This window comes from Pseudarthrobacter sp. (assembly GCF_036675385.1).
Lineage (GTDB): Bacteria > Actinomycetota > Actinomycetes > Actinomycetales > Micrococcaceae > Arthrobacter.
On sequence record NZ_JAKFFD010000100.1, the window covers coordinates 1 to 14,639 of the forward strand.

14 protein-coding genes and 1 pseudogene are annotated in these 14,639 nt (G+C 64.9%); 7 read left to right on the top strand and 8 right to left on the bottom strand.

Annotated features, from left to right (window positions below; all coding sequences use genetic code 11):
* From V6M49_RS07925 to V6M49_RS07935, 3 genes and pseudogenes are all read left to right on the top strand, one after another.
* A pseudogene (locus V6M49_RS07925) lies at nucleotides 1-126 on the top strand (lipoyl synthase); the annotation flags it as partial.
* A gap of 86 nt (nucleotides 127-212) precedes the next feature.
* The gene (locus tag V6M49_RS07930; protein ID WP_141140114.1) at nucleotides 213-965 is read left to right on the top strand and encodes a DUF4191 domain-containing protein; all 753 of its coding nucleotides are present in this window, start codon (nucleotides 213-215) and stop codon (nucleotides 963-965) included.
* A gap of 99 nt (nucleotides 966-1,064) precedes the next feature.
* Complete coding sequence (locus V6M49_RS07935) at nucleotides 1,065-1,421, top strand: DUF3817 domain-containing protein (RefSeq protein ID WP_141140113.1); 357 nt, start codon at nucleotides 1,065-1,067, stop codon at nucleotides 1,419-1,421.
* Nucleotides 1,422-1,518: 97 nt separating this feature from the next.
* On the opposite strand, the gene V6M49_RS07940 is transcribed toward V6M49_RS07935, so the two are convergent.
* Nucleotides 1,519-1,956 carry an RDD family protein gene (locus tag V6M49_RS07940; protein WP_141140112.1) on the bottom strand — a complete coding sequence of 146 codons (438 nt, stop codon included), beginning with the start codon at nucleotides 1,954-1,956 and terminating at the stop codon, nucleotides 1,519-1,521.
* A gap of 284 nt (nucleotides 1,957-2,240) precedes the next feature.
* On the opposite strand from V6M49_RS07940, the gene glnA (V6M49_RS07945) reads away from it, so the two are divergent.
* On the top strand, nucleotides 2,241-3,665 hold the full coding sequence (gene glnA, locus V6M49_RS07945; RefSeq protein ID WP_056342177.1) for a type I glutamate--ammonia ligase: 1,425 nt from the start codon (nucleotides 2,241-2,243) through the stop codon (nucleotides 3,663-3,665).
* Nucleotides 3,666-3,932: 267 nt separating this feature from the next.
* Here glnA (V6M49_RS07945) and V6M49_RS07950 read toward each other — a convergent pair whose 3' ends face one another.
* The 4 genes from V6M49_RS07950 to glnA (V6M49_RS07965) form a co-directional block, all read right to left on the bottom strand.
* Entirely contained in the window at nucleotides 3,933-4,442 is a 510-nt protein-coding gene (locus tag V6M49_RS07950) for a GNAT family N-acetyltransferase (RefSeq protein ID WP_332760785.1), read from the bottom strand.
* A 17-nt stretch (nucleotides 4,443-4,459) separates the two neighbouring features.
* A complete protein-coding gene (locus V6M49_RS07955; protein WP_141140111.1) occupies nucleotides 4,460-4,903 on the bottom strand; it encodes a VOC family protein in 444 nt (147 codons plus the stop codon).
* Nucleotides 4,904-4,968: 65 nt separating this feature from the next.
* On the bottom strand, nucleotides 4,969-7,980 hold the full coding sequence (locus tag V6M49_RS07960; protein WP_332760786.1) for a bifunctional [glutamine synthetase] adenylyltransferase/[glutamine synthetase]-adenylyl-L-tyrosine phosphorylase: 3,012 nt from the start codon (nucleotides 7,978-7,980) through the stop codon (nucleotides 4,969-4,971).
* 6 nt (nucleotides 7,981-7,986) lie between these two features.
* Entirely contained in the window at nucleotides 7,987-9,327 is a 1,341-nt protein-coding gene (glnA, locus tag V6M49_RS07965; RefSeq protein WP_056342417.1) for a type I glutamate--ammonia ligase, read from the bottom strand.
* Nucleotides 9,328-9,592: 265 nt separating this feature from the next.
* On the opposite strand from glnA (V6M49_RS07965), the gene panB reads away from it, so the two are divergent.
* On the top strand, nucleotides 9,593-10,498 hold the full coding sequence (gene panB, locus V6M49_RS07970; protein ID WP_332760787.1) for a 3-methyl-2-oxobutanoate hydroxymethyltransferase: 906 nt from the start codon (nucleotides 9,593-9,595) through the stop codon (nucleotides 10,496-10,498).
* Nucleotides 10,499-10,548: 50 nt separating this feature from the next.
* Here the strand turns inward: panB and V6M49_RS07975 are convergent, their stop codons facing one another.
* Nucleotides 10,549-10,716 carry an SPOR domain-containing protein gene (locus V6M49_RS07975; RefSeq protein ID WP_141140108.1) on the bottom strand — a complete coding sequence of 56 codons (168 nt, stop codon included), beginning with the start codon at nucleotides 10,714-10,716 and terminating at the stop codon, nucleotides 10,549-10,551.
* A 120-nt stretch (nucleotides 10,717-10,836) separates the two neighbouring features.
* On the opposite strand from V6M49_RS07975, the gene map reads away from it, so the two are divergent.
* Together map and ppgK are read left to right on the top strand one after the other, a co-directional pair.
* Nucleotides 10,837-11,715, top strand: coding sequence for a type I methionyl aminopeptidase (gene map / locus V6M49_RS07980; protein ID WP_141140107.1), 879 nt, complete (start codon nucleotides 10,837-10,839; stop codon nucleotides 11,713-11,715).
* Between the two features lie 57 nt (nucleotides 11,716-11,772).
* Nucleotides 11,773-12,576 (top strand): polyphosphate--glucose phosphotransferase, encoded by an 804-nt coding sequence (ppgK, locus tag V6M49_RS07985; protein ID WP_332760788.1) that lies wholly within the window; start codon nucleotides 11,773-11,775, stop codon nucleotides 12,574-12,576.
* Between the two features lie 77 nt (nucleotides 12,577-12,653).
* Here ppgK and nrdR read toward each other — a convergent pair whose 3' ends face one another.
* A complete protein-coding gene (gene nrdR, locus V6M49_RS07990) occupies nucleotides 12,654-13,160 on the bottom strand; it encodes a transcriptional regulator NrdR (protein WP_104063550.1) in 507 nt (168 codons plus the stop codon).
* A 152-nt stretch (nucleotides 13,161-13,312) separates the two neighbouring features.
* On the bottom strand, nucleotides 13,313-14,639 hold a 1,327-nt coding region (gene hisD / locus V6M49_RS07995; RefSeq protein ID WP_332760789.1), incomplete at its 5' end, for a histidinol dehydrogenase.

Genomic DNA, 14,639 nt, shown 5'->3' on the forward strand with positions numbered 1-14,639 from the left:
GCCGGCCGGCTCTGGGCCACCGCGATGCGCAAGAAGGGCTGGGAAATCCCCGCCGAACTCGCCCACATCGAGTCCTCCGGCAGCACCCGCCAGGAAGCCAGCTCACTGCTCGCAGCCCGCGCCTAAGCCGTAGTTTGCTATCCCTGGGGGCTGGCACCGGACATTATCCGGCGTCCGGCCCTCAGGCATAAATCACGTAGAATTGAGGAACTATGGCGAACTCCCCTGATTCCAGTAACAGCACTCCGGCGGCCTCTGACGCCCCGAAGCGTGGCCTCTTCTCGCGCAAGCCAAAAGAAGCGAAGGTCAAGAAGCCCAGCCGGCTCAAGCAGATCGGCGAAGTCTTCAACATGACCCGCCGCCATGATCCCATGGTCCCGTGGCTGATGCTGCTGGTGTTCCTGGGTGTTGTGGCTGTCAGCTTCCTGGTGGGATTTTGGCTGGAAAACTGGATCACCGGCCTGCTCATCGGTATTCCGTTGGGCCTCCTCGGCGCCACCCTGATCCTCTCGCGTCGTGCCGAACGCGCCGCGTTCGCCCAGATTGAGAACCAGCCCGGAGCTTCGGGCGCGGCACTGGGCACGCTTAAGCGCGGCTGGATCACCGAGGACCAGCCGGTCGCCGTTAACCCGCGCACGCAGGACGCCGTGTTCCGCGCCGTCGGCCGTCCCGGCGTCGTCCTAGTCAGCGAAGGCCCCACCATCCGCGTCAAGCCAATGCTCGACGCCGAGCGTAAGCGCCTTGCGCGCATCCTCCCGAACGTCACGGTCCACATGATCGAAAGCGGCCGCGGCGAGGGCCAGGTTCCCATCAGCCAGGTAGCCAAGAAAATGGGCAAGCTGAAGAATGAACTGACCAAGCTTGAGGTGAATGCGGTATCCAAGCGCATTTCCTCGCTGGGCAACCGCCTCCCGATTCCCAAGGGAATCGACCCCTACAAAGCGCGCCCCAACCGCGGACGCTAAGACCCTTGAACCGCCCTGCTTCCGGCTTACCGGAACCAGGGCGGTTTTTGTCTGCCGGACGCCGCCGAACAGGCGGGCACATTGATTGGAAGTCGCAACATGACCATCCCCGTTAGAACCCTTGTTATCCGGGCCTTCCGCGTCCTGGCTGTTGCCGAAGCCTTCAGCTGGGCTGCCCTGCTGGCTGGCATGTACTTCAAGTGGATCGCCAAGACCACCGAACTGGGTGTGGAGATCGCCGGCCCCATCCATGGTGCGCTGTTTGTGGGCTACGGCATCGCCGCCCTCGCCCTGTGGCGGCTCCAGCGGTGGCCCTTCATTGTGGCCCTGTTCGCGGGACTGTCGGCGGTGTTCCCGTTCGCCACTGTTGCGTTCGAACGCTGGGCCGGAAAACGCGGCTACCTGACGCCAGGCACGGCCGTTCCTGCCGGGACAAAGGAAACAGCGGGGGTCTGACGGCGCACTGGCTGTGTTCAGAGCTGTCAGGTGTTCGCGGGCGTCAGGTGTTCGCGGACGTCAGGCGCCGGCGAACCGGCCGGGTTCCTGATTACTGCTAGCGCCGCACGAGGATCGTATTCATCGCCTTGTCGTGCAGTCCCCGCTGGTCCGGATCGAAAATGACGGCGGGAATCACCAGGCACAGCAGCAGCGACCTCACCACGGCAGCCATTGGACCCGCGGGCCCGCCGCCCAGCCGCTGCACCTGGATCCCGGCCACGCGGTGGCCGATGCTGTAACCGAGGGTGCCCACAAGCAGCATCTGTTCCACGGCGAAAATCGCCAACGTGGCCCAGGAGTCACCGCCGAAGGCAAAATTGCTGATCAGCAGGGCAATCCCCCAGTCAAGGACGATGGCGAGGATGCGCCTGCCCGCCCTGGCGATGGAGCCGGAACCGGATTCGGGCAATCCCAGTCGCTCCCCCGGGTACCTTGAGATGCCGGACGTGTCCGGTCCGCTGAGCCAGGAGCCAATGTCATTGCGATCTACCACCGTCCAAGCTTACCGACTCACCGCCGACCACAGAGTGGAAACCGTTGGACCACACTACGGACACCGGATAGCGTTACCTGTTCAGGACAATTCTGTAACCTGAACAGGGCATTCTGTAACCTGCCCGAAACAATGTGGACACTGACGGGAAATGACGTGTCCATAGGCTGATAGCAGTTTCAAGCAATACCTCCCAAGCAGGGAAACTTGGTTTCCCTGCCCTTCGGATTGCGCTGGATCAGTTGGCTTGCCAGCCAGATATTACATATGCGTAAGGAGCATAGATGTTCAAGACTGCGGACGAAGTCCTCAAGTTCATCAAGGACGAAGATATTAAATTCGTCGATATCCGCTTCACCGATCTCCCGGGCGTGCAGCAGCACTTCAACGTGCCGGCAAAGAGCGTCGACGCGGACTTCTTCGTCAACGGCCAGCTCTTCGATGGTTCCTCCATCCGCGGATTCCAAGGCATCGCCGAATCCGACATGCAGCTGATCCCGGACGTCACCACCGCATTCCTGGACACCTTCCGCATGGAGAAGACCCTTGCGCTGAACTTCTCCATCGTGAACCCCCGCACCGGAGACCCTTACCACCGCGACCCCCGCGGCGTGGCCGAAAAGGCTGAGGCCTACCTCGCCTCCACGGGCATCGCCGACACCGCGTTCTTCGCTCCGGAAGCCGAATTCTTCGTCTTCGACAACGTCCAGTACCAGTCCTCCCCCGAGGGCAGCTTCTACAAGATCGACTCCGAAGAAGCACACTGGAACACCGGCCGCGAAGAAGACGGCGGAAACCTCGGCTACAAGACCCCCATCAAGGGCGGCTACTTCCCGGTTTCCCCCACCGACAAGCAGGCTGACCTCCGCGACGCCATGTGCATCGCCCTGGATGAGGCCGGCCTCGAGGTTGAGCGCAGCCACCACGAGGTAGGCTCCGCCGGCCAGGCTGAAATCAACTACAAGTTCACCACCCTGACCCACGCCGCAGACGACCTGCAGAAGTTCAAGTACGTCGTCAAGAACACGGCCGACGCCTGGGGCAAGTCCGTGACCTTCATGCCGAAGCCGGTCTTTGGCGACAACGGTTCGGGCATGCACTGCCACCAGTCGCTGTGGACCAACGGCGAGCCGCTGTTCTACGACGAAAAGGGTTACGCTGGCCTGTCCGACATGGCCCGCTGGTACATCGGCGGCCTGCTGAAGCACTCCTCGTCCGTCCTCGCCTTCACCAACCCGACGGTGAACTCCTACCGCCGCCTGGTCAAGGGCTTCGAAGCTCCGGTCAACATGGTGTACTCGCAGGGCAACCGCTCCGCCGGTATCCGTATCCCCATCACGGGTTCCAACCCCAAGGCCAAGCGCATCGAGTTCCGCGCTCCGGACCCCTCGTCCAACCCGTACCTGGCCTTCGCTGCCCAGCTGATGGCCGGCATTGACGGCATCCGCAACCGCATCGAACCGCCGGCTCCGATCGACAAGGACCTCTACGAGCTGCCCGCCGAGGAAGCCAAGGACATCCCGAAGGCTCCGGGCTCGCTGGAAGAGGCACTGGAGGCCCTGCGCGAGGACAACGAGTTCCTCCAGGCCGGTGGCGTGTTCACCCAGGACCTGATCGACACCTGGATCGAGTACAAGTACGAGTACGAGATCCGCCCGCTGTCCCTGCGCCCGAACCCGTACGAGTTCGAGCTCTACTACGGCGTCTAGCCAGATCGTTGGCTGAACCCATTCAGTCCGACAAAAAGTCCGCCCGGGCTGCCAGCGTTAATGCTGCAGGCCGGGCGGACTTTTTTGTCCCTAAGGTGGGGGCTGACTCCAGACGTGCTGAGACCAGAAGCCAGCCCCCTGACATGTGCTCCCCGAGACGAAGACTTTTCAAGCCTTCCCCCCAACAAGGTTTGAAGAACACCGCCAATCCACATGATCGATCAATGTGGAGCCGGAGGCAATGCCCGCCCGCCGTGTCTGGACGATTTATCCCGTGAAGCTCCGGTACATGATCCGTTGCGGTCCGGAACTGCCGCCCAGGTACTGCCCCTGGTCCACAAAGCGGGCGGTCCTGTACGCGGACAACCCGGCCGGATTGGCTTCGTTGACGGAAAGCACGACGCCGGCCTCGTGGGTTCCGCGCCTAGCGGTCAGTTTCGCGGCTGCGTCCACTGCGGACGTGGCCGCCAGCGGCCCGAGGCCTTGCCCCTGGTGGCGCCTGTCGATCAGGAAACCGCGTAGCAGCCACGCAGAGTCCTCGTCCGGCCAGCCGGCCAGGCGCGCGGCACCGGCCTGGAGGGTCAGCACGCCAACGGCGTAGCCCGCGGCCTCCACGACAAAAGGGAACCGCGAATCCTCCTCCAGTCCCGCCAGGACCATGCGGAGCGGGTCACCCACGAAGCTGCTTTGCCCTGGGCCCAGCTCAATGTTTGCCACCTCTCCCAACTGGATGGCAAGGGCATCAGCGTCGAGGTCATCCAGGGCGATGAGCCACACCGAATCAACCCGGGTTTTCAGGTCGGCTGTCCGTCTGATCCGGCGGGGGCCCCGTCGTCGGCCGGTGGACCGGCAGGGTCCATCCAGAGGACCTCCCACAGGTGCCCGTCCGGGTCCTGGAAACTGTGGTTATACATAAAGCCGTAGTCCTGGACCTCCTGCGACGGGGCGCCGCCGGCTGCCAGCGCCTTGCGTACCGTTGCGTCGACGGCTTCCTTGCTGTCCACCGAAAAGGCCATGATGGCCTCCGTGGAACTGGTGGCGTCGGCTACATCCCTGGAGGTGAAGGTTTTGAAGAAACCCTCCACTAGGAGCATGACAAAGGCGTTGTCGTTGATGATCATGCAGGTCGCGTTTTCATCGGTGTAGTCCGGGTTGAACGAGAAGTCCAGGGCGGTGAAGAAATCGACGGACCGCTTCAGGTCCTTGACGGGCAGGTTCACGTAAATTTGCGTTGCCATGGCCCCCAACCTAGCACCGCACCGGCGCGGCTGTCTGCAGCCTTCGAGGAGGACCCGGACAGCCGCTAATGGCCGTAGAAGGCCCTCTCGAACACGGCCCGGGCCCGCCGGCTCAGGCGGAGGTAGTCCTCTTCCAGGGCGGCCGCGTTGCCAGGTTCGTAGCCGCACCAGCGGGCCACCGCCTCAAGGTCCCCGCGTGCGGACGGCAGTGTGTCCGACGCCCTGCCGCTCCAGATGACGTTGGCGGACCGGATCCGGCTGGCGAGCCGCCACGCGTCGGCCAGCAGTTTCGCGTCAGGCCCGGTGAGCAGGTCCAGTGCAGCCGCCGCTTCCAGGGCCTCCACCGTGGATGTGGTCCGCAGTTCCGGGTGCTTGGCCGCGTGCTGGAGCTGAAGGAGCTGCACCAGCCACTCGACGTCGCTCAGTCCGCCGCGGCCAAGCTTCACGTGGCGTGCCGGATCCGCCCCGCGCGGCAACCGCTCCGCTTCCACCCGCGCTTTGACCCTGCGAACCTCCCGGACGTCCTGCTCCGAAATCGACTCCGGGTACCTGATGGGGTCGATGAGGGCCAGGAAGTCCTCGGCCAGGGCATCGTCGCCCGCCATCGGCCGGGCCCGCAGCAGCGCCTGCGCTTCCCAGATCAACGACCACCGGCGGTAATATTCGGCGAACGAATCGAGCGAGCGGACCATGGCCCCGTTCTTGCCCTCGGGCCGAAGATCCGCGTCCATCTGCAGTACCCGCTCGGCCATGATGGCCGGCTTGAGCGGCTGCGTGAGCAGGCTGGAGACCTTGGCGACAATCCGGGCCGCCTGATCCTGCGCTTCCTCGTCCGTATAGCCCGGCAACGCGCGGTGCACGTACATGACGTCGGCGTCGGAGCCGTAGCCGATCTCGCGGCCGCCCTGGCGGCCCATCGCCACCACCAATACCGCCGTCTTGAGCGGTCCCGCAGCAGAGACGATGCCTTCGGCCACGCGCAGCGCACCCAGCACGGCTGCCCGGTCTGTGTCAGCCAGCGCCGCGCCCACCTGGTCCTGGTTGAGAAGCCCGGCAGAATCGGCGATCGCGATCCGGAGGATCTCCCGGCGCCTAATGAGCCTGATCAGCCTGATGGCGTTTTCCGGGTCCGAGTGGCGCGACATTTTGGACGCGATCTCCTGCCACTGGGCGTCGAAGCCCAGCGGCACGAGGTCTTTGTTGGTGCCCAGCCACGCCACCGACTCCGGCGAAACCTCCAAAAGATCCGCAATCAGGCGTGAGTTGGAGAGCACGTTGCATAGCCGTTCAGCCGCCGCTGTGGAATCCCGGAGCATGCCCAGATACCAGTGGGTAGTGCCAAGGGCCTCACTGACACGCCGGAACGCGAGCAGCCCGGCGTCGGGATCAACACCTTCGGCGAGCCAGTCCAGCAGTACGGGCAGCAGCTGGCGTTGCAGGGCTGCCCGCCGGCTGACACCGGCGGTGAGTGCCTCGATATGCCGCATGGCACCCTGCGGGTCACGATAGCCCAGCGCGGCGAGGCGGCCCTGGGCGGCCTCCGGCGTCAGCCTGGCGTCCTCGCTGCTGAGCTTGGCAGCGGTGTTAAGCAGCGGACGGTAGAAAATACGTTCGTGCAGTTCGCGGACGGAGCGTTTGGTTTTCTGCCAGGTGGCCAGCAGCGAAGCCGGCGGCGGCCTGTCATTGGAGAACGGGCTGAGCACTGCCTTTGCGAGGGAGCGCTGTGCCGCTTCGCTGACCGGCATCAGGTGTGTCCGCCGGAGCTGGAACAGCTGGATGCGGTGTTCCAGGAGGCGAAGGTACCGGTACGCGTGATCGAAAGCGGCGGCGTCGGACCTGCCGATGTACCCACCGGCCGAGAGTGCCGCTATTGCCGCGGTGGTATCCCTGCGCCGAATGGTTTCGTCGGATTTTCCGTGCACCAGCTGGAGCAGCTGCACGGTGAACTCCACGTCCCGTAGGCCACCGCGGCCGAGTTTGATCTGCCGCTGTTCCTCCGCCGCCGGGATATGCTCGGTAACCCTTCGGCGCATCGCCTGCACGGACTCCACGAACCCTTCACGGCCCGCGGAGCTCCAGATCAATGGGGCCACGGCTTTTTCGTAGCGTTCCCCCAGGTCCTTGTCACCGGCGATGGTCCGCGCCTTCAGGAGCGCCTGGAATTCCCAACTCTCGGCCCAGCGGGCGTAGTAGCTTTCGTGTGAGGCCAAGGTTCGGACCAGTGGGCCGGACTTGCCCTCCGGCCGCAGGTTGGCGTCCACTTCCCAGAGGCCGGGTTCACGCGCCACGGAGGAGATCGCCCGGGAAATACCGGTGGCCAAGGCCGTGCCGATAGTACTGGCACGGGCGTCGTCCAGGTCGCCGGCGTCGATCACGTAGATGACGTCGACGTCGGAAATATAGTTCAGTTCCCGCGCACCGCATTTTCCCATCCCGATGACGGCCAGGCCAACGGCAGCCACCTCCCCGGCGCTGAACTGCTCGGCAGCCTCGGCACGGGAAACTGCCAGTGCGGCTTCGACCGCGGCCCCTGCAAGGTCAGCGAGTTCAGCTCCGACGGCGGGCATAAAGTCCAACGGGTCAGCAGCGCACATGTCCTTGACCGCCAGGTCCACCACCCCGCGGCGGTAGGCTGACCGCAGCGCGGCATAGGCGTCGGCTCCGGTCATTCCCGCCACAGGCCGTGCTGACCCGGGCTCCGCGAGAACGGATTTCAGGAGGACAGAGCGGAGGTGTTCCGGGTCTGCCTGAAGTGGCTCGGGACTGGCCGTGACGTCGAAGGCGTCCAAGTGCTCAGGGTGCCGGATGAGGAATTCCCCCAGCGCTTCGGAGGCCCCGAGCACCCGGTAGAGCGGCTCGCTGACCTCCGGATCGGCCGCGGCCAGCTCCCGGAGACCGGGGTGCTTTTCGATCAGCCGCACCAGTGACTGCAGTGCGGTGTCGGGGTTGGCGGCCATTTGCAGGCCGGCGAAAATCCTGTCCGGGTCCAAGCCGTCCAGTTCCGGGGCAGCAAGGAAGCGCTCACCCTTCTCCAGGTCACTGAAGCCGGCTGAGATGAGGCGGCGTGCGAGGCTCACCGCCGCCTAGAGAATGCCGAGGTTGCGCTGCAGCTCGTAGGGCGTCACCTGGAGCCGGTAGTCCTGCCATTCGGCACGCTTGTTGCGCAGGAAGTGCTCGAAGACCTGCTCGCCGAGGATCTGGGGCATCAGTTCGGAGTCCTCCATGGACCGGATGGCATCGTGAAGGCTGGCGGGCAGGGGGTCGTGACCCATGGCACGGCGCTCGGCGGAGCTCAGTGACCAGACGTCGTCCTCTGCTGCGGCGGGCAGGTCGTAGCCCTCTTCGATCCCCTTAAGCCCGGCCCCCAGCAGGACGGCGTAGGCAAGGTAGGGGTTCGCTGCCGAATCGATGCCGCGGTATTCGATGCGGGCCGACTGGCCCTTGCCGGGCTTGTACAGCGGGACGCGGACCAGGGCCGAACGGTTGTTGTGGCCCCAGCTGAGGTAGCTGGGCGCTTCGCCGCCACCCCAGAGCCTCTTGTAGGAGTTTACGAACTGGTTGGTCACAGCCGTGAACTCGGGAGCGTGCTTCAGGATGCCTGCGATGAACTGGCGGGCCGTCTTGGACAGCTGGAATTCGGCGCCCGCCTCATAAAAAGCGTTGGTGTCGCCCTCGAACAGCGAGAAGTGCGTGTGCATCCCGGAGCCGGGGTGGTCGGTGAAAGGCTTGGGCATAAATGTGGCGTAGGTTCCCTGCTGGAGGGCCACTTCCTTGATCACCGTGCGGAACGTCATGATGTTGTCCGCGGTCTGCAGGGCATCCGCGTAGCGCAGGTCGATCTCGTTCTGGCCGGGACCGGCTTCATGGTGGCTGAACTCAACCGAAATGCCCACGGATTCCAGCATGGTCACGGCCGTGCGGCGGAAATCCTGCGCCACGCCGCCGGGAACGTGGTCGAAGTAGCCGCCCTCGTCAACGGGTACCGGAGCACCGTCGGGCCCGGGCTGCTGGGACTTGAGGAGGTAGAACTCGATCTCCGGGTGCGTGTAGCACGTAAAACCCATGTCCGCAGCCTTGGCCAGCGTGCGCTTGAGGACATTGCGCGGATCCGCGGCCGACGGTTCGCCGTCCGGAGTCAGGATGTCGCAGAACATACGCGAGGTCTGTTCGGTCTCGCCACGCCACGGCAGGATCTGGAACGTGGACGGATCCGGCTGCGCCAGCATGTCCGATTCGAACACGCGTGCCAGGCCTTCGATGGCTGACCCGTCGAAACCGAGCCCTTCCTCGAACGCACCTTCAACCTCGGCCGGGGCAAGTGCCACAGATTTGAGTGAACCTACGACGTCGGTGAACCACAAACGTACGAACCGTACGTCGCGCTCCTCGATTGTGCGCAGGACAAACTCTTGCTGGCGGTCCATGATGGCCTCTTCTCCGGTCAATCGTTCATGCCCCGGGTCCGCGGAAGCGGCAGCCGGCAGCAGTTCACCTTCACTTTACTAAGCAATCGGCTCCAATGCGGGCGACGGCGCCGCACGTAACACAGCGTTAACACAGCAACCGTTGACGGCCGCGCCCGCAGTTGGCAAAAATGCCCTTGGCGGGCACATGGAATATGACGCGGATCACGGTCCGCCGGCCCGTCTGCGGTGGCTAGGACTGCTGCTGCCGCATTACGCTCTTGCCATGGCCTCAACCAATAGCTCTGAGTCAAGCGCGTCCGCTGAAGTACACGCACCCTACGGAAACGGACCTGCACCGGTGCAGCCGCCGTCGTCGGAAGTGAACGCGAAGCCCGCACCCAGGGTGCGTATCCACCACCTGCAGCAGGCCAAGCGGGACGGCAAACGCTTCGCCATGCTGACCGCCTACGAGCAGTACAGCGCGGAGATCTTCGACCAGGCCGGCATCGAGGTCCTCCTGGTCGGCGACTCGGCGTCCAACAACGTATTCGGCAACGAGACCAGCCTGCCGGTCACAGTGGATGAACTCCTGCCCCTCTGCCGCGCCGTGGCGCGGTCCGCCAAGCGTGCCCTGGTGGTGGCAGACCTGCCGTTCGGCAGTTATGAAGTCTCGGCGCAGCAGGGTGTGGAAACAGGTGTCCGGTTCCTCAAGGAGGGGCTGGCCCATGCTGTCAAGATCGAGGGCGGAAAATACTACGCGGAAACCGTCCGGGCCATGGTCCAGGCCGGCGTCCCGGTGATGGCCCATATCGGCTTCACCCCCCAGAGTGAACACGTGCTGGGCGGATACCGGGTCCAGGGCCGGGGGGATGACGCCCAGCGATTGATTGACGACGCCGTGGCGCTGGTGGAGGCGGGGGCGTTCGCTGTCCTGATGGAAATGGTTCCGGCCGACACTGCGGCCGCCGTTGACGCGGCGGTCGGCGTGCCGACGGTGGGGATCGGCGCCGGCAACGCCACCACGGGGCAGGTGCTGGTGTGGCAGGACATGGCCGGGTTCCGCGGCGGCAAGATGGCGAAGTTCGTCAAACAGTACGCCGACCTGCGCACTACCCTCAGTGACGCGGCGAAGGCGTACGGCGATGAGGTCCGAACAGGCCAGTTCCCCGGACCGGAGCACTCCTTCTAGCGGCTGACGCGCTCCCCAGGCTCGCAAGCTCGCCGGGGGCCCCTCGCACGTCAGTCCTGGTCGTCCTGTTTGTCCCAGGCCTCGTTGCGGGCCCGGACTTTTTCGAGAGCGTGTTCGGCCTCTTCCCGCGTTTTGTAGGGGCCGATCAGCTGGCTCCAGTCTGAGAGCGCGTCCTCTTCCACCTCGTGGGTGTTCACGTTGTACCAGTACTCAGTCATCGGTCCTCCTCGTTCCAGCCGGCGGGGGCCCTGCGGTGATCCACGTAACTTAAACGTGGATGCGGACAGCTTGGGGCTTCCAGTTACTTGGCCTAATGCGGTGCCTTATATGATCAATCTATGCCTTCCCTAGCCTCGACTGCACCCACCGGCACCCTTACCCGCGGAACCGTCAGCCCGCAGCTCCCCGTTCCCGCGTCCATCCCGCGCCCGGAATACGTAGGCAAGCCCGGCCCGGCCAAGTTCACCGGCTCCGAGATCAAATCCGCCGAGACCGTTGAGAAAATCCGGATCGCCAGCCGGATCGCCGCACAGGCCATCGTTGAGGTGGGCAAGCACATCAGGCCCGGCGTAACCACCGACCAGTTGGACAAGGTGGGTCACGAATTCCTGCTGGACCACAAGGCCTACCCGTCCACGCTTGGCTACCGCGGGTTCCCGAAGTCCCTGTGCTCGTCGCTGAATGAAGTGATCTGCCACGGCATCCCGGACAGCACCGTGGTCCAGGACGGCGACATCCTCAACATCGACATCACCGCTTTTATCAACGGAGTCCACGGCGACACGAACCACACCTTCCTGGTGGGCGACGTCGACGAGGAGTCGCGCCTGCTGGTGGAGCGCACCCGGGAATCCCTCAACCGGGCCATCAAAGCCGTGGCTCCCGGCCGGGAGATCAACGTGATCGGCCGGGCCATCCAGTCCTACGCCAAGCGTTTCGGCTATGGCGTGGTGCGGGACTTCACCGGCCACGGCGTGGGCGAAGCGTTCCATACGGGCCTGATCATCCCCCACTACGATGCAGCGCCGGCCTACAACACAGTCATCGAGGCCGGCATGGTGTTCACCATCGAACCCATGCTGACCCTCGGCACCATCGAGTGGGACATGTGGGAGGACGACTGGACAGTTGTCACGCGCGACCACAAGCGGACCGCCCAGTTTGAGCACACACTGCTGGTGACAGAATCCGGCGCCGAAATCCTCACGCTCCCCTGAAGTTTTTTCCGGTCAGCCGCCCGGCCGACCTGCCGCCCTGCCACGAACGGAACAACATTGGCCAAGAAGGACGAGAAGTCGCACAAGAACGCCCCGCTGATCGGCATTGACATCGGCGGTACGGGAATCAAGGGCGGCATTGTCGACCTGAAAAAAGGCAAGCTGCTGGGTGAGCGGTTCCGCGTGCCTACGCCCCAGCCGGCCACCCCTGCCGCTGTAGCCGACGTCGTGGCGCAGGTGGTTGCCGAGCTGTCAAGCCGCCCGGAGGCTCCGGCCGCGGATTCGCCCGTGGGCGTCACCTTCCCCGGCATCATCCAGCATGGCGTGGTCCATTCGGCGGCCAATGTGGACAAGACCTGGCTCCATTCCGACATTGATGCTTTGCTGACCGCACGCCTTGGCCGCCCGGTGGAGGTCATTAACGACGCCGACGCCGCCGGGCTGGCGGAGGCCCGTTTTGGTGCGGGTCAGGGGGTGGATGGCACTGTCCTGGTGATCACCCTGGGCACCGGAATCGGCTCAGCATTCATCTTCGATGGCCGCCTCGTCCCCAACGCAGAACTGGGGCACCTGGAAATCGACGGCTTTGACGCCGAAAGCAAAGCCTCAGCCGTGGCCCGCGAAAGGGACGGACTGAGCTGGGAGGAATACAGCGTGCTGCTGCAGCGCTACTTCTCGCACGTGGAATTCCTGTTCTCGCCCGAGCTGTTCATCGTGGGGGGTGGCATCTCCAAGCGCGCGGACGAATACCTGCCGCACCTCAAACTGCGCACCCGGATCGTGCCGGCCGAACTCAAGAATGAGGCCGGGATCGTCGGTGCCGCCGTCGAAATTGCCATTAAGCACAAGCTCACAAAATAGCATGTAGCTGCCCGGTGCCGAGAGGCAGCGGGTGCCGGTGGTGGCGGCGGCTTCCCCTCCGCGGCCACCACCGGAGCTTACAGGGGGCTCTTTTCGGAGCTCTTCGCGGGCGCCGCCGCGGGTTGCGTGCCTTCTTCCACAGACTCGTGGCGGAGCAGGGCAATGGCCGTCTCGAAGTCCTCAAGGGATTCGAAGGCCTGGTACACGCTGGCAAAACGCAGGTAGGCCACCTGGTCTAGCTTCTGCAGCGGACCAAGGATGATCAGGCCGACTTCATGGGCGTCGATCTCGGCCGCGCCCGAGGCACGGATCTGCTCCTCCACCTCCTGGGCAAGGAGCGCCAGGTCGTCTTCGCTGACCGGCCGGCCCTGGCATGCTTTGCGCACGCCGTTGATGACCTTGCTGCGGCTGAAGGGTTCGCCCACTCCGGAGCGTTTGATCACCGAAAGGCTGGTGGTTTCCACGGTGGTGAACCTGCGGCCGCATTCCGGGCACTGCCGGCGGCGGCGGATGGCCGAGCCGTCGTCGGCCATCCGGCTGTCCACAACGCGGGAGTCCGGATTGCGGCAAAATGGACAGTACATGGTGTCCTCTCCCTCGATGTCTTCCGGCGCCGATGTTTCCGGCCCCGGCGGACCTCTCCGTCTCTCAGTTTACGACTACATGTAGCGGAATAACAATCCTGTAATTACCACATGTAGTGGTGCCCGCAGCCGGCCCCGCAAGGCCGGCGGCGTCAGCGGGCCTCGCGGAAGCGCGCCGTGACCGCTTCACCATGCGCCGGCAGGTCCTCGGCACCGGACAGGCTCACAATGTGGCCGCTGACTTCCTGCAGCGCGGCCCGGCTGTAGTTGATGACCTGGATGGCGCGCAGGAAAGTGGTGACGTTCAGTCCGGAGGAAAACGCCGCGGTCCCGCTGGTGGGCAGGACGTGATTGGAGCCGGCGCAGTAGTCGCCCAGGCTGACAGGACTGTAGTCCCCCACAAAGATCGCCCCGGCGTTCCGGATCCGGGCAGCGACCGCCGGCGCGTCAGCGGTCATGATTTCAAGGTGTTCAGCGGCGTAGGCGTCGCAGGCGGCGATGCCCTGCTCCAGGTTCTCCACCAGGACAACTCCCGACTGCGGGCCGGAGAGGGCCTCGCATACACGCGCGGAGTGCTTGGTGCCGGCCGCCTGCCGGTCCAGTTCGGAGCGGACCGCCGCGGCCAGGTCCTCCGAGTCCGTGATGAGCACGGAAGCCGCCTGGGGGTCGTGCTCCGCCTGGCTGATCAGGTCCGCCGCCACCAGGCCAGGTTGCGCCGTTGAATCAGCCAGGATCGCGATTTCGGTGGTCCCCGCCTCGGAATCGATTCCCACCACACCTTTGACCAGGCGCTTCGCCGTAGCCACAAAAATGTTTCCCGGACCCGTGACTACATCAACGGGCTCCAGCGCCGGCCCGGAGTCATGCGCCGGTACTCCATAAGCGAACGCAGCGATGGCCTGGGCCCCGCCGATGGCGTAGACCTCGTCGATGCCGAGCAGGGCCGCTGCCGCGAGGATGGTGGGGTGCGGGAGGCCGCCGAAGTCCTTCTGCGGCGGCGATGCCAGGGCAATGGACTGCACTCCCGCAGCCAGCGCCGGGACAACATTCATGATGACCGACGACGGATAGACGGCGAGACCGCCGGGGACGTACAAGCCGACCCGCGATACCGGCACCCAGTTCTGGCTCACCAGCGCACCGTCGCCGAGTTCGACGTCGAGATCCCGCGGCCGCTGCCCGTCCGCGAAGCGCCGGGCCCGGCTGATGGATTCTTCCAATGCGCTGCGAACCGCCGGATCCAGTTCCGCCAGCGCCCGGGCCAACGAGGCCGCCGGGACGCGGGGGTGGACCTGCTGGACTCCGTCGAAACGGAGTGCCAGGTCGCTGAGGGCTGCAAAGCCGTCCTCGCGGACGGCTTTGATGATATCCAGCACCTTTTGTTCCGCATCCGCCACGGTGTGCTGCCGGGCACGGGGAACAGCGGCGCGCAAACCGGCAAGCGTCAGGTCCCTGCCCCGAAGGTCGACCGTCCGGAAG

What these genes read in the sequence shown, in the direction of transcription:
- nrdR (WP_104063550.1), bottom strand. Translation starts at nt 13,160, where the DNA reads ATGTACTGTCCATTTTGCCGCAATCCGGACTCCCGCGTTGTGGACAGC.
- glnA (WP_056342417.1), bottom strand. Translation starts at nt 9,327, where the DNA reads ATGGACCGCCAGCAAGAGTTTGTCCTGCGCACAATCGAGGAGCGCGAC.
- V6M49_RS07955 (WP_141140111.1), bottom strand. Translation starts at nt 4,903, where the DNA reads ATGGCAACGCAAATTTACGTGAACCTGCCCGTCAAGGACCTGAAGCGG.
- glnA (WP_056342177.1), top strand. Translation starts at nt 2,241, where the DNA reads ATGTTCAAGACTGCGGACGAAGTCCTCAAGTTCATCAAGGACGAAGAT.
- V6M49_RS07975 (WP_141140108.1), bottom strand. Translation starts at nt 10,716, where the DNA reads ATGACTGAGTACTGGTACAACGTGAACACCCACGAGGTGGAAGAGGAC.
- panB (WP_332760787.1), top strand. Translation starts at nt 9,593, where the DNA reads ATGGCCTCAACCAATAGCTCTGAGTCAAGCGCGTCCGCTGAAGTACAC.
- V6M49_RS07935 (WP_141140113.1), top strand. Translation starts at nt 1,065, where the DNA reads ATGACCATCCCCGTTAGAACCCTTGTTATCCGGGCCTTCCGCGTCCTG.
- map (WP_141140107.1), top strand. Translation starts at nt 10,837, where the DNA reads ATGCCTTCCCTAGCCTCGACTGCACCCACCGGCACCCTTACCCGCGGA.
- V6M49_RS07930 (WP_141140114.1), top strand. Translation starts at nt 213, where the DNA reads ATGGCGAACTCCCCTGATTCCAGTAACAGCACTCCGGCGGCCTCTGAC.